At 34.9% G+C, this 22238-nt stretch carries 21 protein-coding genes; 13 read left to right on the plus strand and 8 right to left on the minus strand.

Features of this window, described 5'->3' with window-relative positions; all coding sequences use genetic code 11:
- Positions 1-174: 174 nt before the first annotated feature.
- From IJ258_RS02105 to IJ258_RS02120, 4 genes are all read right to left on the minus strand, one after another.
- Positions 175-684, minus strand: a complete 510-nt coding sequence (locus IJ258_RS02105) for a hypothetical protein (RefSeq protein ID WP_292802189.1) — start codon at positions 682-684, stop codon at positions 175-177.
- A gap of 347 nt (positions 685-1031) precedes the next feature.
- On the minus strand, positions 1032-2330 hold the full coding sequence (gene thiC / locus IJ258_RS02110) for a phosphomethylpyrimidine synthase (protein ID WP_292802191.1): 1299 nt from the start codon (positions 2328-2330) through the stop codon (positions 1032-1034).
- Positions 2331-2562: 232 nt separating this feature from the next.
- A complete protein-coding gene (locus tag IJ258_RS02115; RefSeq protein WP_292802193.1) occupies positions 2563-3477 on the minus strand; it encodes a carbohydrate kinase family protein in 915 nt (304 codons plus the stop codon).
- A 180-nt stretch (positions 3478-3657) separates the two neighbouring features.
- On the minus strand, positions 3658-4527 hold the full coding sequence (locus IJ258_RS02120) for a LysR family transcriptional regulator (protein ID WP_292802195.1): 870 nt from the start codon (positions 4525-4527) through the stop codon (positions 3658-3660).
- 57 nt (positions 4528-4584) lie between these two features.
- Between IJ258_RS02120 and hxlB the strand changes: the two genes are divergently transcribed.
- Positions 4585-5175, plus strand: a complete 591-nt coding sequence (hxlB, locus tag IJ258_RS02125; RefSeq protein WP_292802197.1) for a 6-phospho-3-hexuloisomerase — start codon at positions 4585-4587, stop codon at positions 5173-5175.
- Here the strand turns inward: hxlB and fdhD are convergent.
- Positions 5167-5913 carry a formate dehydrogenase accessory sulfurtransferase FdhD gene (gene fdhD / locus IJ258_RS02130; RefSeq protein WP_292802199.1) on the minus strand — a complete coding sequence of 249 codons (747 nt, stop codon included), beginning with the start codon at positions 5911-5913 and terminating at the stop codon, positions 5167-5169. The genes hxlB and fdhD overlap by 9 nt on opposite strands.
- 620 nt (positions 5914-6533) lie before the next feature.
- Between fdhD and IJ258_RS02135 the strand changes: the two genes are divergently transcribed.
- From IJ258_RS02135 to IJ258_RS02145, 3 genes are all read left to right on the plus strand, one after another.
- Positions 6534-7340 (plus strand): formate/nitrite transporter family protein, encoded by an 807-nt coding sequence (locus IJ258_RS02135; protein WP_292802201.1) that lies wholly within the window; start codon positions 6534-6536, stop codon positions 7338-7340.
- Positions 7341-7418: 78 nt separating this feature from the next.
- Positions 7419-9584: a formate dehydrogenase subunit alpha gene (fdhF, locus tag IJ258_RS02140; RefSeq protein ID WP_292802203.1), complete on the plus strand. Its 2166-nt coding sequence runs from the start codon at positions 7419-7421 to the stop codon at positions 9582-9584.
- A 16-nt stretch (positions 9585-9600) separates the two neighbouring features.
- The gene (locus IJ258_RS02145) at positions 9601-10806 is read left to right on the plus strand and encodes a Coenzyme F420 hydrogenase/dehydrogenase, beta subunit C-terminal domain (protein WP_292802205.1); all 1206 of its coding nucleotides are present in this window, start codon (positions 9601-9603) and stop codon (positions 10804-10806) included.
- 87 nt (positions 10807-10893) lie between these two features.
- Here IJ258_RS02145 and moaA read toward each other — a convergent pair whose 3' ends face one another.
- Both moaA and mobB read right to left on the minus strand, forming a co-directional pair.
- Positions 10894-11823, minus strand: a complete 930-nt coding sequence (gene moaA, locus IJ258_RS02150; RefSeq protein WP_292802207.1) for a GTP 3',8-cyclase MoaA — start codon at positions 11821-11823, stop codon at positions 10894-10896.
- Between the two features lie 4 nt (positions 11824-11827).
- A complete protein-coding gene (gene mobB, locus IJ258_RS02155; protein ID WP_292802209.1) occupies positions 11828-12862 on the minus strand; it encodes a molybdopterin-guanine dinucleotide biosynthesis protein B in 1035 nt (344 codons plus the stop codon).
- Between the two features lie 611 nt (positions 12863-13473).
- Between mobB and IJ258_RS02160 the strand changes: the two genes are divergently transcribed.
- The 9 genes from IJ258_RS02160 to IJ258_RS02200 all read left to right on the plus strand — a co-directional run bounded on the left by IJ258_RS02160 (position 13474) and on the right by IJ258_RS02200 (position 20527).
- Complete coding sequence (locus IJ258_RS02160; protein WP_292802211.1) at positions 13474-13932, plus strand: 4Fe-4S binding protein; 459 nt, start codon at positions 13474-13476, stop codon at positions 13930-13932.
- A complete protein-coding gene (fwdF, locus tag IJ258_RS02165) occupies positions 13925-15022 on the plus strand; it encodes a tungsten-dependent formylmethanofuran dehydrogenase subunit FwdF (protein ID WP_292802213.1) in 1098 nt (365 codons plus the stop codon). The genes IJ258_RS02160 and fwdF overlap by 8 nt, the downstream gene beginning before the upstream one ends.
- A gap of 8 nt (positions 15023-15030) precedes the next feature.
- Positions 15031-15261, plus strand: a complete 231-nt coding sequence (locus IJ258_RS02170; RefSeq protein WP_292743149.1) for a ferredoxin family protein — start codon at positions 15031-15033, stop codon at positions 15259-15261.
- Positions 15262-15272: 11 nt separating this feature from the next.
- Positions 15273-15842 (plus strand): molybdopterin dinucleotide binding domain-containing protein, encoded by a 570-nt coding sequence (locus IJ258_RS02175; protein ID WP_292741092.1) that lies wholly within the window; start codon positions 15273-15275, stop codon positions 15840-15842.
- Positions 15832-17208, plus strand: coding sequence for a formylmethanofuran dehydrogenase subunit B (locus IJ258_RS02180; RefSeq protein ID WP_292802215.1), 1377 nt, complete (start codon positions 15832-15834; stop codon positions 17206-17208). The genes IJ258_RS02175 and IJ258_RS02180 overlap by 11 nt, the downstream gene beginning before the upstream one ends.
- A gap of 7 nt (positions 17209-17215) precedes the next feature.
- Positions 17216-18931 (plus strand): formylmethanofuran dehydrogenase subunit A, encoded by a 1716-nt coding sequence (locus tag IJ258_RS02185; protein ID WP_292802264.1) that lies wholly within the window; start codon positions 17216-17218, stop codon positions 18929-18931.
- 2 nt (positions 18932-18933) lie between these two features.
- Positions 18934-19809, plus strand: a complete 876-nt coding sequence (locus IJ258_RS02190) for a formylmethanofuran dehydrogenase subunit C (RefSeq protein WP_292802217.1) — start codon at positions 18934-18936, stop codon at positions 19807-19809.
- Positions 19810-19851: 42 nt separating this feature from the next.
- Entirely contained in the window at positions 19852-20142 is a 291-nt protein-coding gene (locus IJ258_RS02195) for a DUF2097 domain-containing protein (RefSeq protein WP_292802218.1), read from the plus strand.
- A gap of 94 nt (positions 20143-20236) precedes the next feature.
- Entirely contained in the window at positions 20237-20527 is a 291-nt protein-coding gene (locus IJ258_RS02200; protein WP_292802220.1) for a DUF2097 domain-containing protein, read from the plus strand.
- Here IJ258_RS02200 and IJ258_RS02205 read toward each other — a convergent pair whose 3' ends face one another.
- Positions 20528-22207: a DUF128 domain-containing protein gene (locus IJ258_RS02205; RefSeq protein WP_292802222.1), complete on the minus strand. Its 1680-nt coding sequence runs from the start codon at positions 22205-22207 to the stop codon at positions 20528-20530.
- Between the last annotated feature and the right edge of the window lie 31 nt (positions 22208-22238).

The raw sequence follows: 22238 nt of genomic DNA on the forward strand, positions 1-22238 counted from the left end.
TCAATTTCATCAAGTATATCGACAAATTTTTTTGTATATTCATCTTGAACTAAGTTGGACCAATAAATATCCTCATTAAATTCGTCTATTAGTTTATTTGCGGTTTCATGTATCTTATCATGAATAATTGAATATCCTAATGCAATATTTGTGTCTATAAAAAAAGACATTCAATCACTCCTTTAGGCTTTTTGCAAATTCATACATTTCTTTTTCATCGAAATCTTCACTATATTCATAGATGTTCCAATAGAATTCTCGTCGATATGTGTGATATCTTTTTTTGAAGTTTGATTTGAGTGTTTCATGTTTTTTTAATTCTATTTCTGAATAATTTTCGATTAATCTGATTTTTGCATTCCAGATTTCAATGAAAAAGTCGAATAATTCCAATGCAAAATCGCAATGTCCAAAAGAGGAATCTTTACAGTTTTGATTAATGATATATAATATTTCATCTGAAATTAATAGAAGGTAAGTTAACTCTTCATTTAAAAAATCATAACTTTTTAAATTATTTTCAATATCATTAAATTTATCTTTTAGTTCGTCATAAATATTGAATTTTGGAGGTTCTGAATTTACAAGGTTTTTAAGTTTGTCAAATCCTTCCTGTATCATTTCTTTAATCTTATTTAATATTTCTGTGTCATAAACAATGGAAATGTTTTTGTTGATGTTCATATTATTCACCTTAGGGTTGGTTATGAATTAATTATATTTTGATTATATTTAAATATTTTCATTTATAAGTATTTGTCATGCTATAATTTAGATTATTGGCTATTTTAAATGCTTATTTTAGAAATTGCAGTCATTTGGTAAAATTGCAGCGACTTCGTAAAATTGTAATGAAATATTGATTGACATTAACATTTGCAATTTTCACTTTTTAGCGTATTTCAACTGTTTGATATGGTCCCAACTCAAAAATCAGGCAAGAATTTCAAAACGTTAATGTTAATGTAAGAAAGGGTCAGTTAAATTAAAAGTTAAAATAAAAAAAGAGGTTAAAATAGATAGGAATCTATCTATTTGATTAGGTCGGAATCGGATTGGTCCAACCATTCGTTCACGATTTTTACTGCACAGAAGTTACCGCACATGGTACAGGTATCTTCTTCTTCAGGAGGTCTTTGATCTCTTTTTGCACGTGCAGCTTCAGGGAACATTGCACATTCATATTGTGCTTCCCAATCAAGTCTTTTACGAGCTTCTGCCATTGCAAGGTCTTGTGAACCGTCAATTTGGCCGGTTGCTAAATCACCAGCGTAAGCACCTATTTTAGTTGCAATGACTCCTTCTTTTACATCATCTGGGTCTGGAAGAGCTAAGTGTTCTGCTGGGGTTACGTAACAGATGAAGTCTGCTCCTGCTTTTGCAGATGATGCTGCTCCGATTGCAGATACGATGTGGTCGTAACCTGGTGCGACATCACATACAATAGGTCCGAGCATGTAGAACGGTGCATTGGAACACATTTTCTTTTGAATCATTACGTTGGTTGGGATTTCGTTGATTGGAATGTGTCCTGGTCCTTCAATCATACATTGTACGCCTGCTTCACGGGATCTGTCAATTAATTCACCTAAAATGATCAATTCTTGTATTTGTGCCCTGTCGGTTGAATCTGCAATGGATCCTGCTCTCATACCATTAGCTAATGATAATACGACATCGTGTTCTTTTGCTATGTCTAAGACATAATCAAAGTTTGCATATAATGGATTTTCCTTTTCGTTTTCAACAATCCATCCGGACATGAATGATCCTCCACGGGATACGAGTCCGGTTACACGGCCTTGCCTTTTGAGTCTGGTTAATGTTTCGATGTTGATACTACTGTGAACTGCCATGAAGTCAATACCATCTTTTGCTTGTTTTTCGATGGTGTTGAATAGGTCATCTTCGTCCATGTCAACTACAGAACCATTTTCTCTAATGCTTTCAATTGCAGCTTGATATACTGGTACTGATCCTACTGGTAATGGGGACATGTCCAATACTCTTCTTCTGATTACATCCAAGTCTCCGCCAATACTTAATTCCATTAAGCAGTCTGCACCGTGGTCGATTGCAACTTGTGCCTTGTATACTTCTTCATCAAAGTCTACAATATCAGTTGAGGTTCCGACAGTTGCGTTTACTTTGGTTCTAAGTCCTGCACCAATACCTGATGCTTCAATGTCTCTGTTGACGTTGCTTGGTATTACTATTGTACCTTGTGCTACTGATTTTAAAATGAAATCTTCTGAAACGCCTTCAATTTCAGCTACATGTTTCATTTCTTCGGTTAAAATTCCCTTTTTTGCATCACTAATCTGTGTCATCTTATCTCTCCAATTAAATTTAAAACGGTCAAATTTATTTTAAAAAATTTTCACATAAAGTTGATAATCACTTATCTTTATTTAATAGTATTTAAATTAGTAGGATTTTTTCTAATTCCAACTTTATTGATATAAGTCAAGTTTTTTTTAAAAAATAGTAATAATTAGTAATGTATAATAAAAATAAGGTTATTTTGATAAAAATAAAGTAAAATTGAAAAAATGATTGGAATTAATAAAATTCACTCATTCTTTCAAATGCTTCATCAAAAGTAGGCATGTTGGTTTGACAGCCTTGATGCTGAATAATAAATGAAGAAACAGATGATGCAAACTTAGCTGATTCTTCAAGAGATTCTCCATTTAAAAATCTTGATAAAAATCCAGCTCTGTAGGAATCTCCGGCACCAGTAGGATCAATAGCTTCGGTTGGAATTGCATCAATAATTATTTTATCTTCATTTGAATAAATTTCACAACCTTTGGCTCCACAGGTTTTAACTATGATTTTAGGACCCATTTGCCTTAAAGCAAGCAAATCAACTTCAAGAGCATCTAAAATTCTTTCAATTTCATGATGATTACCAAAGAGGATTGTAGTGTTTTTGATAACGTCAACCAATTTTTTGGTATCATACATTCCAAGGTCTTGACCTGGGTCAAATGAAACGAGCAAATCCTGATTTTTAGCTTCTTGAGAACATTTCCAATTAAATTCAGGATCTCCGGTAGCTAAATGAACAGCTTCAGTATTTTCAATTGATTTAACCGGAACTTTGCTTTGTGCAAATTCTTTAGCAGCTCCCCAGTAGAAGTAACTGATTTGGTCATCATTTTCATCAGTCAGGACAAATGCTGTCGGTGTTTCTTCACCCGGAACAATAATTAATGAATCAGTGTCGATACCTAAATTTTGCATGTGTTCATAGTATTCAGTTCTTTTAAAATCTCCACCTACTGCAGAAACAAGTGAAGTTTTTAATCCTAATTTTGCTCCAACACAAGCCACATTTGCAGCTGCTCCACCATTAAATGTTTTCATATTGGTAATAGGAGCTGAAAAATTAGCTTTTGGAAATTCAGGCACTCTAATAATGTAATCATGAGCAGAGTGACCAATTGCTAGTAAATCTCTGTTTTTAACCATAATATCGCCTTTTTATCTTTCAATTTAATATTGTGTTTCATCATTATTTAATGTTTTGAAAGTGCATATTGGTCGAGTATATGAACTTTCACAAAAACATGGTGTAACATGAGTGTAGTTGTCATTATATAATATTATACTATTACACTTTTTCCGAGAGCATTTGAAAAGTAATCAGGTTCAACCCATAGGTGAAAAGCCCTGTTTTTCAATGGATTTTTGTGCGTCATTTAGTAGAAATCTGATTAAATCATCAACTTCTGCTTTATCTTCATTTACTTTGACAACACTGATTACATGTTGTGTGTCATATTTTAATAGTTCGTTTCCTTTAAAATAGCTGGCATTTAAAAAAGTATATAAATTTTCAGAGTTTCTAACCAATTTAAAGGCATCAAATTGAGAGTTAACTCTTACTTTTATATTAAATTCGATATCATAATGCCTTAAGCTGTTCCAGGCTAGCCTTTGGGCTGAACCGTTGACACCAACAAAATCAAGACCTTCCAAATCTGATATGCTTTCAATGTTTCTTGATTCGGGGCTTGAAACCAAAACGAGATAGTCATATGCTATCGGCATAAAGTTGATGTCCCTTTCATATGCAATCAAAGGGTCATCCAATGTCAAAATGTCCACAGCACCTCTTCTTGCAAGCTCAAATGCATCTTCATCGCTGCTGCTGTAGATATTTGTGTTAAAAGGAGTTTGAATACTTTCCAGCAGTCCTGTACTGATATGTCCTCCGGCAATGTTGATATTGGAGGTTTTTTCAATCTGGATAATGTATTTTTTAAATTCTTCAAGTAATTTCAGTCCGTCAGAAGTAAGTATGGTTCCATTTCCAACTTTTTTGGTAATATTAACACCCAATTTCTCTTCTGCCTTAAGCAATCTTCTATTGAATACTGTATGTGAAATATTCAATTCCTTAGCAGATTTTCTTTGGGATTTGGTTTTTGAAAGTGAATCTAAACTTTGATATAATTTATAATCAAAAATTTCACCATTTATTTCTAGACTGATCAATCCTTTACTTTCAAATTTCATTAATTATATATAAAATTGTAATCATAATTAATAATATTGATTTATGGGTTAGATAAAATGGAAATAATGAAAACCTCTATTAGAGCTATATTGGATAATATTGAAAGTGCACAGGAATTTTTAGATGAAAAAGCTATTGATGAGTTTGAAGATATAATTATTAATGCTAAAAATATTTTTGTAACTGGAGCAGGAAGATCAGGACTCGCTGCTAAAGCATTTGCAATGAGATTAATGCATTTGGGATTAAGTGCATATGTTGTAGGTGAAACCATATCTCCGGCTATTTATGAAGATGATTGTATCATAGCTATTTCAGGTTCTGGTGAGACAAACACTATCGTATCAGCTGCTAAAATAGCTAAAAATAGAGGTTCAAAAGTTTTGGCTTTAACATCATATCCTGAATCCACTTTAGGTCAGCTTGCTGACAGTTATGTCCTTGTTAAGGGAAGAACTAAAAAGGAAGTTGACGATGAAAATTATATGAAACGTCAAATTCATGGAAATTATACTTCCCTAACTCCATTGGGAACCGCTTTTGAACTAACAACATTAGTATTTTTAGATGCAATAGTTTCCGAGTTAATGGAAAAGATGCATCAAACTGAAAGTGACTTGAAAGCAAGACACACAGTTTTAGAATAAAATTCTGTTCTGATTATTATATATATTACAACGTTGGCCTCTTAAAAAGCCGACTAAAGTAATATTTCCTTTTTTTGCAATATTATAACCTGAATTAGCGGGAGCTGCATTTGAAGCAAGAATCGGCACACCAGCTCTTGTCATTTTAATCACCATGTCTGCTGGCATTCTACCACTGTAAATTACATATGAGTGGTTTAAATCGAAATCATGCAATATTCCGTATCCGATTACCTTGTCAACTGCAACATGACGACTGACATCCTCTTTTACTATAAACTGATTTTTATAAACGATTCCTGCAACATGGGTTCCGCCGGTTGCTTGCCATATTTCGGCATTGTTCTTTAACTCTTCTATTCGATCGATTAGTTCATGTACATCAACCTGAAAATCGGATTCAACTGGATTCACTTGTTTTATTTTGCTTCTCCAGCCTCCTGCAGAATCAGAGCATAAAACGGTTTCATTTGTTTTAAGTAATGTGTCATCTATTTCAACATTTATTTGTGGTCCGTCAATTTCAATTTTTTTGATGTCATCCAGGGATTTTACCATATTTTCATTAAACAAGTATCCTACAGCAAATTCCTTAAGTGAATCTTCAATTGCAGATAAGCTTCTTGAAATATCTCCGTTAATTGTTAAGGTAATTGTTTCATCTTTAACAACTTTTTCTTTTGTTTCATGTGCTTCATCATTTTTAAAATTTATTGCATCGATTTCTTCAATTTTCATTTTATATCTCCCATTTTAAATTAATTCTCGTATATGTAATAAATTTATTTCTTAAATGTTATATAAATCGATATTTTTTCTATTTTTTTAATTTGTTTTAATGGCTTTAATAATATGATATCTATATAAATACTTCTTAATTATGCATGTAATCATGAAAATTAATTATTGTAGTTATTCAGTTATCATCGAATTTAATATTTAAAATTTATTAGTTTAATTTTGATGTGAATCTATAGATGTTTTACGGCCAAAAGAAATGATATTAACAATATTTCATATTGATATTTTTTTTAAAATAGTGGGTTATGACATTTATATATTCATTTATTTAATCTTTAAATCGATTTATAATTGTTATAATAATTTATAATTAGTGGTATTCGTTGATTTTATAAAAAAAGAGTTTATTCACGATGTGTATATAATCCATCATGATTTATCATTATGATTAATTATGTTAATTTGTACTATTTAAATATTTCTTTTACGTTCTAATAACAAATCCTTTTTATATATAATGAACATATATAGACTCATAATACTCTTTGAACTAAATTGTGGGATTCATTCAGTATTATAAAAAATAAAATTAAAGGGAATAAAAAGAGGTTGATAAAATGAGTTCATCTTTTAAAAGCCCAGTAGACACTGCGAAAGCAATTTCCGCAACTGCTGGAGCAAAAAACTCTGCAAATATCGTTAATGTAATATTGCTCTCCTTCTTAGCAGGAGCATATATTGCATTTGGTGGTTTATTAGCAGTAGTAGCAAGTGCCGGTATGTTAAAAGCTGGTGCACCAATCGGTTTAGAAAAATTTGTATTCGGTGCAGTGTTCCCTGTAGGATTGATCATTGTAGTCCTCGCAGGATCTGAATTATTCACCGGAAACGTAATGTTTATGACTATCGGTGTTTTAGATGGTTCCGCATCTGTTGGCGGTCTCGCTAAAAACTGGGTACTCAGTTGGATTTTCAACTTCGTAGGTGCTTTATTCGTTGCATACGTTTTAGCATTTATGGGTGGAATCGCTCCTACTGACGCAACTGCTCCTGCTTATGCAATTTCCGCAAAAGCAATCGCAGTAGCTGAAGCTAAAGTTACCATGCCTTTCGAAGTAGCTGTTATTAAAGCTATTGGTTGTAACTGGCTTGTATGTTTAGCTGTATGGTTAGCTAACGCATCTGATGATATCATCGGTAAAATCGTTGGTATTTGGTTCCCAATTATGGCTTTCGTTACCATAGGATTTGAGCACAGTGTTGCAAACATGTTCTTCATACCATTAGGTATGTTCTTAGGTGCTGAAGGTGTAAACTGGGGTAGTATTATTGTAAACAACTTAATACCAGTTACCATTGGTAACATTATCGGTGGAGCTATCTTTGTAGCATGTATCTACTGGTACACTTACTTAAAAGATTAAGCTAGTAAACTTAAATTAAGAAGCTTTTAAAAAAGCTTCTTTTAAATTATTTTATATATAAATTTTGGAGATTATAAAATGGTTGAAATTAAATATGTTCCAACAATCTGTCCATACTGTGGTACTGGTTGTGGACTCAACTTCGTTGTAAAAGACGAAAAAATTGTTGGTGTAGAACCTTTAAAAAGACACCCTGTAAACGAGGGTAAAGTATGTCCAAAAGGAAACTTTGGATACCAATTTATTAATAGGGAAGACAGATTAACTACTCCTTTAATAAAAGAAAACGGTGAATTCAGAGAAGCTTCTTGGGATGAAGCATTAGACTTAGTTGCTAACAAACTCAAAGAAGTATCTGACGAAGATCCAAACAAAGTTGGATTCTACGCATGTGCTCGTTCACCTAACGAAAACATTTACATTACTCAAAAATTAGCAAGAGTAGCTTGTGGTACTCAAAACGTAGACCACTGTGCACGTATTTGTCACGGTCCTACTGTAGCAGGTTTAGCTACCACTTTCGGTTCCGGTGCTATGACCAACGGATTCGACAGTATTAAAGAAGCAGACTACATTTTCTGTATTGGATCAAACAACATGGAAGCACACCCATTATTTGGACGTAAAATGATCCAAGCTAAACAAAACGGTGCTAAATTAGTTGTATTAGACCCAAGATTCACTCCTACTGCTAAAATCGCAGACGAATATGTTCAATTTGAAACCGGTACTGACGTAGCTTTAATGAACGCTATGATTAAAGTCATCATCGACAAAGACTTGCAAGATGATGAGTTTATTGCAAACAGAACCAAAGGTTTCGAAGAAATGAAAGAAACCGTTCAAAAATACACTTTAGAAATGGCTTCTGAAATTACCGGAATCAAACCTGAAGTAATTGAACACTTAGCTGTAGAATACGCATCTGCTGACAAAGCAGCTATCGTATACTCATTAGGTATTACCGAACACTCTCACGGAGCAGACAACGTAATGTCCACTGCAAACCTTGCAATGTTAACTGGTAACATTGGTAGACAAGGTACTGGTGTAAACCCATTAAGAGGACAAAACAACGTACAAGGTGCTTGTGATATGGGTGCATTACCTTCCGATTACGTAGGTTACAGAAAAGTTAAAGACCCAGAAACTACCGCATGGTTCAACGACTACTACAGTGGAGAAGGTTACGAAGTAAACTTACCAACCACTCCTGGTTTAACCTTAGTAGAAATGATGAACGCTGCTCACGCTGGTGACTTAAAAGTATTATACATCCACGGGGAAGACCCAGTTCTCTCTGATGCAGACGTAGCTCACACCAAAGAAGCACTCGCTAACTTAGAAATGTTAGTTGTACAAGAATGTTTCTTAACCGATACCGCACAATGTGCTGATGTTGTATTACCTGCTGCAGGTTGGGGTGAACAAGAAGGTACCTTCACCAGTGGTGAAAGAAGAGTACAATGCTTACACAAAGCACAAGAACCTCCTGAAGGCGCTTGGGTAGATTGGAAAATCATGGAAGAAATCGCTGTTAGAATGGGCGTTCCTAGAGAATTATTCCACTACGAATCTGCTGAAGAAATCTTTGATGAAATCAGAGAATGTGCTCCTATCATGGCAGGTATGAACCGTGAAAGATTAGACACTCCTGAAGCACTTCACTGGCCTTGTCCTTCCGAAGACGACCCATGTCAACCATTAATGCACAAAGAAAAATTCGCACACCCTGATGGTTTAGGTGTCTTCCAAGCATTAGAACACAAAGGACCTGTTGAAACCGTAGATGAAGAATACCCATTATTATTAACAACTACAAGAGTATTGTTCCACTACCACGCAGCAATGACCAGAAGATGTGAAACCTTATCCAATGAGGTAAAAACTGGATTCATCGAAATCAACACTAAAGATGCTGAAGCAAGAGGAATCTTAAACAACGAAGTAGTAAGAGCATTCTCCAGAAGAGGAGAAATCGCTATCCCTGCACGTGTAACTGATGATATCAGAGAAGGTATCGTAAACATTCCTATGCACTTTGCAGAATGTGCTGCTAACGTATTAACCAATTCCGATTCTTTCGATCCTAAATCCAAAATGGTTGAATTAAAAGCTTGTGCTATCCAAGTTGAAAAATTCGATGAAAAAGTCGAAATCAAAAACGAGCTTTACAAAGACGGTACTGACACCGAAGTAAAAGCTGAAGATATGTCAACTACCACTGTACAAGTAGGTAAATAAATGGGAGTAGATTTAAATGAGCGCAAAAATTAATGATATGTACTACGCATACTCTGCTATCGAAGATATCAAAGAAAAAGGAGAGTACGGTGGAGTAGTAACCACAATCATGAAATACTTATTAGAAGAAGGTATTGTTGACGGTGTAGTTGCTGTAACCGAAGGTCACGATCTTTACGACGGTGTACCAACTCTCGTAACTGACCCTGCTGACGTTATTAAAACCGCAGGTTCCATTCACTGTGGTACTTTAAACATTGCTAAATTCGTATCCAAATACTTAGATGGTGCAAGAGACATGAAACTCGCAGTTGCATGTAAACCTTGTGACGCAATGACCATCCGTGAATTAATGAAAAAAGGTAAAATCATCGAAGATAACGTAATTATGATTGGTGTAAACTGTGGAGGAACTATGTCACCTGTTCCTACCATGAACATGATTAGAGATGTATACGAACTCGATCCTAAAGATGTTATCAAAGAAGAAATTTCCAAAGGTAAACTCATTATGGAAACTGCTGATGGTGAAAAAGGTATTGCTATCGGTGACTTAGAAGAACAAGGTATGGGTAGAAGAGAAAACTGTCAAAGATGTAATCTCAAAATCCCTTCCAACGCTGACTTAGCTTTAGGTAACTGGGGAGTTATCGGTCCTTTAGCTGGAAAAGCTACTTTCGTAGAAGTATTTTCCGACAAAGGTGCAGATGTATTAGGTAAAGTTATTGATGCTGGTTTAATTGCTACCGAAGAACCTATCGAAAAAGGTATCAAAATCAGAGAAAACATCAACAACTTCATGCTTAAAGAATCTCAAGAGAAAAAAGAAGTTGATTACGCAGGTACTACCGGAGATATTATTGATGTATTCTATCAATACGAAGATGAATTCTCCAAATGTATGAAATGTTACGGTTGTCGTGAAGCATGTCCATTATGTTTCTGTGAAGACTGCTGTTTAGAAGCTGAAGGTCCTGAATGGGTACCTGGTGGATACACTCCTGCTGCTCCATTCTTCCACTTAACACGTTTAGTACACATGGTTGACGCATGTACCAACTGTGGTCAATGTTCCGAAGTATGTCCATGTGAAATCCCTGTTGCTAAAGTATGGAGTACTGTAAACAACAAAGTTAGAGAAATCTACGGATACATCCCTGGTATGGGTAGTGACGAACCACTTCCATTCACCGACCACGTATCCAAAGCTAAATGGTTATAAGGTTTTTACCTTATTTCCTATTTTTTCTTTTTTTTTATCAACTTTTTAATAACAATGTTATTTTTTTCAATAAAAAAATATAGGAAATTACTGGTTGAAAGGTTCCCTTTTATTGATTCCGTTTATGAAAATTTCTTCAAGCTTTTCTTCACTTTCACCATTTCTGACATGTGAAATCAGCTCGACAAGATTATCATTTCTCAAAAGACATGGCTTGATTTTACCGTCTGGTGTTATCCTTAATCTGGAGCATTTTGCGCAAAATTTAGCATTATCAACAGGCTTGACTACCTCGATTTCTCCACCGTCTATGTAATATTTTTTACGACCCTGCATAAATTCACGTTCACGCACATCATCAGCTATATCAGCCAACTCTTTTTCAATGTCATCCAACTTGTAATGGTAATCTTCACTGAATTTGTCGTCATCACAGTTTTCACTTTCAATCAGCTCAATCAGCTGAAGAACAATATCATTATCCTTGCAGAACTTGAACATGTCATCGATTTCATTCTGGTTAATGTCCTTCATAATTACCATATTGATCTTGACAGGATACAGACCAACTTCAACAGCCTTTAAAATTCCGGCTTTTGCATCCTCAAGGTAATCTTTTTTGGTGATGAACTCAAAGGTTTCACGATTAAGTGTATCCAAGCTAACATTAACTCTGTTAAGGCCGGCATCCTTTAGGTCCTGCGCATATTTTTCCAAAAGAATTCCGTTGGTTGTCATTGAAATGTCCTTGAATCCTAAACTGGCTATCTTTTCAACAATCTCAACAATATCCTTTTTAAGCAGAGGTTCACCACCTGACAGACGGATTTTACGAACTCCTATCTTTTTAGCTATTTTACAGATTGTATATAGTTCGTCGGCGGTCATTTCATCTTTTGATCTAACCATTCCGTCGTGATGGCAGTAAAGGCAGTTAACATTGCATCTGTTTGTAAGGGTAATTCTTAGTGAAAGAATAGGTCTTTCATACTTATCTTTAACAACATTTTCTAGCATAGTATCATTCTTCCACTTCAATTTCTATTTTATTGATTTCATCGTCAATCTTTAAGGTATTTACAATTGCATAAATTGTTTCCTTTAAAATGCCCTGAGTGAAATCATTAATCTCAACATTGTGTTCATTTGTTTTGACTGTGATGTTGGCATTAATCAGTTCATCTTCAATTTCTGATATTTCAATATTGATTTTTCTGACATTGTCTTCGGTTTTAATAGATTTAATCATTCCTTTTATTGAATTTGCAATGATATTTTTGGTAAATCCATTTATTTCAAGATTTTCACCGTTGATTAAGATTTTACATTCTGCTTTACCTGGGTTTTGACAGACATCTTCGTTTGGAATAACCAGTTCTATTTTTCCAATGTTTTCAACGCCAAAATCCTTAAGGTTTAATGTATTTATAATTCCAATCACGTTCTTTTTTAGATAGTCACTTACGAATCTGTTTAAGCCCACCACTTTTCCGTCAATTGACAGGTAGCTGTGTGTCTTATCCAATTCATCAACGCTTAGATTTCCTTGACGAATTTCTGAGGCTATTTTTTCACCGTCATTGTATCCGCAGTTGTTTGCAAATAATGTATCTACAATGTCATGGCCTCTTTTTTCTATTAAATCTGCCAGTTCGCTTATGCCTTCATCATCGATTGTAAATGAATTTACTTCTTTTATTGTGTATTCATCTCTTACATCTGGGGAGGTTATTATTTTTGGGTAGTTATAGCTTTTGTATCCTTCAATGATTACAAAGTCAAAATCATCAAAGTGTTTTAGCAGGTAAAGTATTCTGTTCAGGTCATGTTCTTTTCTTGCGTTAAAAAATGTTGTTGATCCAACACCAACCACCAGATTTGCTCCAGCTTGTTTATGCTTCCAGGTGTCTGTATTTTCCTTATCCATTTCTATTGAATGGTGTGAGTGCTTAATGGAGGCAACATTGTATCCTCTTTTTGTCAACTCTTTTATGACTTTCACGGTTAGTGAGGTTTTGCCTGTATTTTTTTTACCTACTATTGATATTATTCTCATACATCAACTCCCCTTATATTATTATATTATTGTTTGTATTAATTAAAAATTTCTAATGAAAAATATGTGTAGTTACTACACATTTTCCTGAAAAGTCATATTTTTTTCACATAATTGTCCATCATGAAAAAATGAAAATCAATTGATTTTTCATGAATTTCTGTGAATTTCAACAATCTCGAGAATTGATGAAATATTGGAAATTATTCTGTTTTTCAGTATTTTATCAGTTTTTATGAGTTTTTCAAATTTTTATGTGTAGTTACTACACATTTTAGGTAAACCTAAAAATTTTTTATGATTTTTCATTATTTTGTAATACTTTTTTCATAAATTTGTATTACATTTGTCAATTTATTTTTCCAGTTATTTTATAAAATTTCGACTGTTATTATTTTATTAGTTATAAAATCTTTTATTATTCTTTATTTACTTATATAAAATCTGTAATGTTTTTTATTATTAATTTAAGATTACCATAAGTAATATTTTTAAATCTGATTGTGTAGTTTTCCCACAGTAATATATAAAGATTGTGATTTAATTCTAGTAGGCAACTATATTTATATAAGTAAATATATTTTATATCATTACACATTGGTGGTTTTCAAATGCCGAAACATATTGCGTCTGGTCTAAAATATTTGGCTGCGGTCAAGTTGAAAGATGCAGGGGAAAGTCATCAAGCAATTGCTGACGAGTTAGGTGTTGACAGATCTACCATTTCACACTATTTGAATGGCAGAAACTTATCTTGGAACTCAATCGACGTTGCAAGAACAATCATCGAACTATGTCCCAAGGATTTCTTGAAAATGACCGAGGCAATATTTGACGAGCCAGAACAGAGTCGAAAAATTGTGAATATTTGCAGAGAAAGAGATTTCGAAGTAATTATAGAAGATTCTTGTATTGGTTGCGGCTTATGTGTAAATGCATGTACAATGAGAGCTATTAAATTAGAATCATTGAAAGCCCATGCAGACTCCATACAATGTTGCGGCTGTCAGCTGTGTAGCGAAGATTGCCCAACTAATTCTATAAAAATTTTGGAGATTGAGTATGATTAGAAATTTAAAAGAGGTTAAAGACAACAACTTTGACATCACAAGATCTGCTGAAGAAGTTAGAAACTTGTCTTTCAATGACCACGTATGTTTAGGATGTGGAATTTGTGAATCTACTTGTCCTGTTGAAGCGATTACTTTAAACGCAATTGCTGTAGATGCACGTCACAGATTATCCAATGACATCTACTTCAGTGGTCACGAAAAAATCGCTCAAAACTTTAAAGATGATTTTGATGTTCAAAGAATAAGCATTGACGAAAGTAAATGTGTATTATGTGGTATGTGCAGCGGATTATGTCCTGTTGATGCATTAGTATTAACTATTGACGGCACTCCAATCAAAGAAATTGATGCATATCCTCATTACAACGCTTTCTCAGAAATCGATGATGATGAATGTATTTACTGTAAAAGATGTGAAATCGCATGTCCTCGTGATGCAATTGTCATTGAAAGAGTATTACCGGACCGTGCAAATTTAGTAACTGGTGAAATCAGTGTCGATGACAGCGAATGTATTTACTGTGGAGTATGTGAAGAATTATGTCCTGCAGAAGCTATTGTCGTAGATAAAGAAACTGGTAAAGAATCTATTGTTATTAATAAAGATGCTTGTGTATACTGTTTAGTATGTAAAAAAGCTTGTCCTACCAACGCAATTAAAGCAGTATGTAGATCATGTAGTTACGGAGAGTATGATTTAGACCCTGCTAAAGCTGTTGTTAAAGGAAACTCTATTATTGATTCTGAACTTTGTGTATTCTGTGGCTGGTGTGAAGGAGTATGTCCTACTGACGCAGCAAAACACAAAAAACCGTTTGAAGGTTCAATTGAAGTTGACGATGATAAATGTCAAGCTTGTGGAGCTTGTGTTGATATTTGTGGTTGTAATGCTTTAGCATTCCCAGTATCTTCTGGTCCAGGTTCTAGAATGGAACATGTTATTGCTAATAATGATTACTGTGTAAAATGTAAAGCATGTGCAAAAGCATGTCCTAACGGTGCAATTACTGTAAAAAGAACTGAAATCGATCACACACCTATTAACTCAACTACATGGAAAGAAGCTTTAGATGCTATTAAAGATTAGGTGATTCGATGGAACTTAAAGTAAATCAAGATAATTGTTTAGGATGCGGGATTTGTGTAATTGCATGTCCTGTTAACGCTGCTATCAGTCCAGAAAACGCTGGTGGTAATGGTGCTAAGACTGAAGAAGTTATTATGATGGTAGAAAACGGATTTATTAAACTTTTCAGTCCAGAAAAATGTGAAGAATGTGGAACATGTCAAATGTTTTGCCCAGTAAATGCTATATGGTTAGAATAGGGGGAAAAAATATGCATTACGCTAACACTTACTTAGAAAAACCTGTAGTACCTGATGTAAAAATCACTGGTGAAGGAACAACCGATGTTTTAAAATGTATGTTAAACACTGGTTCAGACATCTACCAAGGTGCTTGTAAAAAAAGAGGATCCACCTTAAAAGAAGAATACAAAAACGCTTCCGGTACTTGTTACATGGATCCTAGAGATATGGCAAAATTAGGTGTAAACAACTGGGATACTGTACTTGTAAAAACTGATTTTGGTGAAGTAGTAGTAAACTGCGCAGTATCAAGAGATGCACCTCACGAAGGAACTGTATTCATTTGTAAAGGACCATGGGCTAACACTATTGTAAGTCACGACACTTACTGCTGTTCTGACCCTACCTACAAAGGAATCAAATGTACTGTCGAAAAAACCGACAGAAAAGTATTACTCATGGCAGACTTAATGAGATGGGTATACAAAAAATACGTTGATGAAGAAGATGACGATGTTGTAGAAAACATGGAATCTTTAGGTGAATTACCTGTTTATCACGGACGTAAATGGGAGGAGTTGATTGACCATGACTTATGAACCACCTGTAACTGATTATGATTACATTGTTGAAAATTGTACCTGTGCATTCTGTGGTTGTAACTGTGACGATTTAGATTACTTAGTAAAAGATAATCACGTAGTAGCAGTTAGACACGCATGCAGATTAGGAGCAAGTAAAATTATGGAAGATATGGATCAAAGATTACTTGTTCCAATGGTTAGGGATGAAAACGGAGAACTCAAAGAAGTAGATTGGGACACCGCTTTAGATACAGCTGCTGAATATATTGCAAATTCCATCAGACCTGTATTCTACGGTTGGTCTGAAACCTCTACTGAATGTATGAAAGAAGGAGTAGCATTAGGTGAATACATCGGTGCAGTATTAGATAACCAAGCTACTATCTGTCACGGTCCTTCTCTCCAAGCTGTGCAAAACGCAGGTTACCCTATTCAAACCTTAGGGGAAGTTCAAAACAGAGCAGACGTTATTGCTTACTCTGGAAGTAACGCTATGAACTCTCACCCAAGACACATGGCAAGATACGCTGTATTCTGCCGTGGATACTTCAGACAAAGAGGAAGATTCGACAGAACTGTTATTACAATGGATCCAAAATTCTCCGATACAGCAAAATGTTCAGACAAATGGATTGGATTTGAACAAAACGGAGACTACGGTTTCTACAATGCTATTAGAGCAGTTCTCAGAGGAAAAGAATTATACCAAGACGTAATTTCCGGTATTCCTAAAGAAGACATTTACGAATTAGCAGAAGAAATGAAAAACGCTGAATTTGGTGTTCTCTTCTTCGGTTTAGGTTTAACCCACACTTTATCAAAACAAAGAAACATTGATATTGCTATTAAAATGGTACAAGACTTAAACAAATACAGTAAATGGGGTCTTACTCCAATGAGAGGTCACTTTAACGTAAACGGATTCAACATTTTCATGGCATTCGAATGTGGATTTGCTTTCGGTGTTGACTACTGTAGAGGTTACCCAAGATATATGTTAGGTGAAACCAACACAATCGACTTACTCGTAAGAAAAGAACCAGATTGTTTCATGGTTATTGCAGCTGACCCAGGTGCTCACTTCCCTAACGGAGCTAACCAACACTTGGCTGATATTCCTGTTATTCAAATCGATATCCACTGGGGTCCATCAACTGAACTCGCTGATGTAGTATTACCAGGTTCATTCATCGCTGTAGAATGTGCTGGTACCAGTTATCGTATGGATGGAGTTCCTATCTACATGAAAAAAGCTATCGACAAACCAGAAACCTGTCGTGACGACGAATGGATTGTCCGTGAATTGAAAGAAAGAGTAATGAAACTCAGAGAAGAGCCAAACGTAGCTCCAAAATATGTGCCAAATCCAAACGCACTATAAAGGTGATATAATGGAATATATTCTTAAAAATGGTATCGTCTACGACCCAGCTAATGAAGTTAATGGGGAAAAAATGGACGTTATGTTTAAAGATGGTATTATTGTAGATAAAGTATCTGATGATGCTAAAGTCTTAGACGTTACCGATAAAATAGTCATGCCAGCAGGTGTTGACCCTCACGCACACGTTGCAGGTCCTAAATTAGTAGTAGGAAGATTATACAGACCTGAAGATTCCAGAAGAGGTGTTACTCAAAAAACTAAAGTATTAAGATCAGAATCTGGTTTCTCCATTCCAAGTTGTCCTGCAACCGGTTACAGATATTCAAGATTAGGTTACGGTACTGTTGTAGAAGCAGCTATGCCTCCTCTTGAAGCAAAACACACTCACGAAGAAATCGCAACTATTCCACAATTAGACATTCCAGCATTACCATTATTCGGTAACAACTGGTTCGTAATGGAATACGCAAAAGATAATAATATTGAAGACATTGCAGCATTCGTATCTGCATGGTTAAAAATATCCAAAGGTTACGGAATTAAAATCGTAAACCCATGTGGAAGTGAAGCATGGGGATGGGGTATGAACGTACACGGTGTAAACGACAAAGCACCATACTTTGACGTAACTTCCAAAGAAGTTATCGTTGCACTCGCAAAAGCTAACGAAATGTTAAACTTACCTCACTCTATCCACATTCACCCTAACGACTTAGGACACCCAGGTAACGTACCTACAACTATTGAAACCATGGATGCAGTTAAAGGAATTAAAAAAGGTAAAGGTGCAGCTGAAGTCAGAGACCAAGTTATGCACTTAACTCACTTACAATTCCACTCCTACTTAGGTAACAGTTGGAAAGACGTAACTTCCGGTGCTGAAGAAGTTGCAAAACACTTCAACAAAGCTGACAACTTAACTTGTGATATTGGTCAAGTAACTTTCGATGAAACCACTACCATGACTGCAGACGCTCCTATGGAATACGATTTATTCAAATTATCCGGTCTTAAATGGACCAACAAGGATATTGAATGTGAAACTGCAGCAGGTATCATCCCATGTATCTACTCCAAGAAAAGTCCTGTTAGTACCTTACAATGGGCTATCGGTCTTGAATTATTCTTGTTAATCGAAGATCCATGGAGAGTATGTTTAACCACTGACCACCCTAACGCAGGACCATTCACAAGATATCCAAGAATCATTTCCTGGTTAATGAGTAACGAGAAAAGACAAGACATGTGTGACAATGAAGTTCACAAATGGGTACACAAAAGAACTCTTCTCCCAACTCTTGAAAGAGAATACGATTTCTACGATATTGCAACTATTACAAGAGCTGCTCCAGCTAAAATCTACGGATTCACTGACAGAGGTGCACTCACCCCTGGTTACAGAGCAGACATTGCAGTATATGACATAAATCCTAATGAAATTGACCCATCCAGACAAGCTGCTGAAATCGAAAAAGGTTTCGATGTTGCTGAATACACTATTAAAGATGGTCAAATCTTAGTAAAAGACAAAGAAATTGTTAAAGTTAAAGAAAGTCAAAACATTTGGGTTAACGTAAAAGGATGGGAACAAAACGAACAAAAAGTTATCGACAACATTATGCCATTCTTCACTCAATACTACTCAGTCAAATGGGAAAACTACCCAGTACACGACCACTACGTATCCAACCCAATTAGAATAGACGTTGAAGGTAAATAGGGGTGTTTAATTTGAAAACAATTACATTTGATCAAATCAAAACTTCTTCAATCGCTTTAGAATTCGATGAATTAATTCCAGATGAAATTTACTCCTGGACTGAAGCTGATTTCGCAAAATACCAAGTCCCAATTGGAAACTCCAGATTCCCAATCACTGACTTCTTCAACATAACTGTAGAAGGAGAAGCAGCAGGACCTGATGAAGTTGAAATGATTTTAAACGGTGACTTAAACAGAGTAAAATACATCGGTTGTAAAATGAGCGGTGGAAACATCGTATGTAACAGTAGCGTAGATTTACACGTAGGTGCAGAAATGTCCGGTGGATCTATTCTCGTTAAAGGTGATGCAGCTGCTCACGCTGGAAGAGAAATGTCCGGTGGATACCTTGAAATTGAAGGAAACACCAAAGAATTCACAGGTGCTTCTTACATTGGTGAATGGAGAGGTATGACTGGTGGACAAATCGTTGTTGGCGGTAACGCTGGAAAACAATGTGGTGAATGTTTAACTGGTGGTAGAATCCACGTTAAAGGTAACTGTGATATCTTAGCAGGTATTCACATGACCAAAGGTATCATTGAAATTGACGGTGACGTAAACCGTTGGCCTGGAGGTCAAATGAAAAACGGTAACATTGTTATCCACGGATTCCTCGGAAGATTACTCGAAGGATTCGTTCTCAATGGTATCGTTGTAGACCCTGAAATCGAAGGATCCACTTTCGAAGGTAAATACATCCACTATACTGGAGATATCGGTCTTAACGGTAAAGGTAACCTTTACTTAGGCGCTGAAGCTAACAAAGAAAAATTAGCTGAATACGGTGAATTAGACGACGAATATACTTCAATCAGAGAATACAGGAATTTATAATTCCTTTCTCTTTTTTTCTTTTTTTTTAAAATGTGTGATATTATGGTAGAAGAAGTTGAAATGACTTTGGAAGAAGCAATTGAATACGTTAGAAACGAAGTTCATGTAACAGATGTTTTTGAAGTTTCATATAATCGTATTTTTGCTCCGGGTGAAGTTTTAGGAATCACTGAAGAGGATGAAGTCACTGGTGAAGGTCTTAGAGTTGGTTTGCAGTTGACCGGTGAAATCTTAAATCAATCCATAGAAATCGATTTGAATGAAATCGGTGACGATTTGCTTGAAATTCGTCATATCCATGACGGTAAAGAAGTAATAATTGAACTTCTTTAATAATTCTATTTTTTTATCAAAATTTTTTTTGTTCGTTACTATACAAACATTTATATACTTAAAAACATATTCATATATATCGGAGTTGATTTTAATGAAAACTTTGGAATTAACAACAAAAGATGCAGTTCAATATCTAAAAGACAATGTGAAAATGCATGACAGGATAGAAATAGCATATGATAGGATATTTGCTGAAGGTGAAGTTCTGAATGTTGACTTTTCAAAATATTTCAATGAACCGGGTTTCAAGTTGCTGATATCACTTGATGAAAGTGATCTTGGAGCTACAATTGAAATGGATGTGTATGAAGTAGAAGAAGATATTATTGAATTCATTCACTATCCGCAGGACGGTGAAGAAGTGGAAGTAACTGTAATCTAGTTACAACCTTTCCATTTTTTCAAACGGTATCAGTTTTTCAATAGCCTTAACTTCAATATCGATACCTTTTTCTTTTATAGCACCAATTGAGTTAAGACCACCACCGGTTATAACACCAAAATTATAATTGTCCACTTTTGAATTGTATACCAGTTCTCTTGGTTTTCCGATTTTATAAATGGAAAATCCTATGGTATTCAGTATTTCTAATAGGTGCACTGCATAATCCCTTGAGATGTATGGTATTTCCTTTACGCTTGCCAATATCTTGTTTGGCCCGTCTCCTGTAATTGAAGTCATATTTTTTGATAAAAATATTTTATGGGGATCCACTGTTGTTCCGTTATATGAAATCATGTCTATGAACAGTGGAGGTTCGGTAAGCTCCAGAAGTCCACTGTATTTTGGATTGCTCATTATTCCATTGTTGATTAGTATCCCGTCAATGCTTAAACTGCAGATTGTTGCAATTCCTATCTTATTTTCATCTTCAGGATGCTTTACCAATGTATAATATGGATTAATGTATTTCGGATTATCGTTATAGGTATTCTCCATGATTTCCAATGCTTCATCAAGATTTTCCTTATTTAAGTATGATACATTGGTTATAATGTTTCCTTTCTGTTTTTCAACATCAAAATTAACTTGCTGTATTAGATTCCAGGATTTTGAAAGTAAAAATGGTAATTTTGATTGTTTTTCCACGGTTTGTGTGTTTAATGGGGATTTAATTGTTGTTGTTATTGGGGATAAGGTTTTGAAATCTCTTATTTCTTCAGCTATTTTGATGTCAATCTTTTCTCCCAGTTCTTTGATTGCACAGAATGGGGTCATCCCTCCAATAATTGCAATTCCTACCATTCCGTCAGGAACTGGCAGGCCTAATAAATCCTTACCTTCTTCAGATATTCCGATTACTCCTCCAATTCCTATTTTATCCAGTTTATTAATGATTTCAATTGTCCTTTCTCGGGCAATGCTTGGAATTAATCTGAAATTTGCAGGTATTATTCCGCTTCCTTTTGTAATTACATCAAGCACTGATGTCAGATTGGAGTTTGAAAATGCATCAAGCGGTGAAACGGATGTTTTTTTGTATGATATTATTTCTGTGAACTTTACTGGCTGGTAATTTTCAATTTTTAGAAGTCCTCCGTATTGGGGTTGTGATGCAATTCCTTCATTCAAAAGTATTCCGTCAATTGTTGTTCCGCATAGTGTGGTGACTTCAATTTTACCAGTAGTTTTATCTTCATTTAAATGAACGTAAGGACTAACACAAAGGCCACTTTCAAAAATCTCTTTCATTATATTAATTGATTCTTCATTATAAATGGTTGATGTATTTACAACTACATTTCCCTTTTGTGACATATATGTGAAATCAGTTAAATAAATCATTTCTTCAAATTTTGAATAGATGAAATCGACCTGGTCATATATAAGTCCTTTTTCAAGCTTTTCACGACCCAAATTTGTAATTACTCTTCCCGAATATCCTTTCTTCTCAGTATAACCCTTTTCGTCTAAAATCTGCATATGGTATCTGACAGCACGTTCACCTAAGTTAAAGCCTTTCTCCTTTAACTCATCAGCTATTAGTTTAGAACCAATTGGGTTTTCTTGTTTTGCAAGAATTCTTAAAATCTCTATCATTCGGTGTTCTGATTCTGACATGAAAAGCCTCTTAAAAAAAATAAAATAGATA

It is taken from the genome of Methanobrevibacter sp. (genome assembly GCF_017468685.1).
Classification (GTDB): Archaea; Methanobacteriota; Methanobacteria; order Methanobacteriales; family Methanobacteriaceae; genus Methanocatella.

Bases quoted from the DNA above. Each gene is read 5' to 3' on its own strand.
- IJ258_RS02105 (WP_292802189.1), bottom strand. From the start codon at position 684: ATGAACATCAACAAAAACATTTCCATTGTTTATGACACAGAAATATTA.
- thiC (WP_292802191.1), bottom strand. From the start codon at position 2,330: ATGACACAGATTAGTGATGCAAAAAAGGGAATTTTAACCGAAGAAATG.
- IJ258_RS02115 (WP_292802193.1), bottom strand. From the start codon at position 3,477: ATGGTTAAAAACAGAGATTTACTAGCAATTGGTCACTCTGCTCATGAT.
- IJ258_RS02120 (WP_292802195.1), bottom strand. From the start codon at position 4,527: ATGAAATTTGAAAGTAAAGGATTGATCAGTCTAGAAATAAATGGTGAA.
- hxlB (WP_292802197.1), top strand. From the start codon at position 4,585: ATGGAAATAATGAAAACCTCTATTAGAGCTATATTGGATAATATTGAA.
- fdhD (WP_292802199.1), bottom strand. From the start codon at position 5,913: ATGAAAATTGAAGAAATCGATGCAATAAATTTTAAAAATGATGAAGCA.
- IJ258_RS02135 (WP_292802201.1), top strand. From the start codon at position 6,534: ATGAGTTCATCTTTTAAAAGCCCAGTAGACACTGCGAAAGCAATTTCC.
- fdhF (WP_292802203.1), top strand. From the start codon at position 7,419: ATGGTTGAAATTAAATATGTTCCAACAATCTGTCCATACTGTGGTACT.
- IJ258_RS02145 (WP_292802205.1), top strand. From the start codon at position 9,601: ATGAGCGCAAAAATTAATGATATGTACTACGCATACTCTGCTATCGAA.
- moaA (WP_292802207.1), bottom strand. From the start codon at position 11,823: ATGCTAGAAAATGTTGTTAAAGATAAGTATGAAAGACCTATTCTTTCA.
- mobB (WP_292802209.1), bottom strand. From the start codon at position 12,862: ATGAGAATAATATCAATAGTAGGTAAAAAAAATACAGGCAAAACCTCA.
- IJ258_RS02160 (WP_292802211.1), top strand. From the start codon at position 13,474: ATGCCGAAACATATTGCGTCTGGTCTAAAATATTTGGCTGCGGTCAAG.
- fwdF (WP_292802213.1), top strand. From the start codon at position 13,925: ATGATTAGAAATTTAAAAGAGGTTAAAGACAACAACTTTGACATCACA.
- IJ258_RS02170 (WP_292743149.1), top strand. From the start codon at position 15,031: ATGGAACTTAAAGTAAATCAAGATAATTGTTTAGGATGCGGGATTTGT.
- IJ258_RS02175 (WP_292741092.1), top strand. From the start codon at position 15,273: ATGCATTACGCTAACACTTACTTAGAAAAACCTGTAGTACCTGATGTA.
- IJ258_RS02180 (WP_292802215.1), top strand. From the start codon at position 15,832: ATGACTTATGAACCACCTGTAACTGATTATGATTACATTGTTGAAAAT.
- IJ258_RS02195 (WP_292802218.1), top strand. From the start codon at position 19,852: ATGGTAGAAGAAGTTGAAATGACTTTGGAAGAAGCAATTGAATACGTT.
- IJ258_RS02200 (WP_292802220.1), top strand. From the start codon at position 20,237: ATGAAAACTTTGGAATTAACAACAAAAGATGCAGTTCAATATCTAAAA.
- IJ258_RS02205 (WP_292802222.1), bottom strand. From the start codon at position 22,207: ATGTCAGAATCAGAACACCGAATGATAGAGATTTTAAGAATTCTTGCA.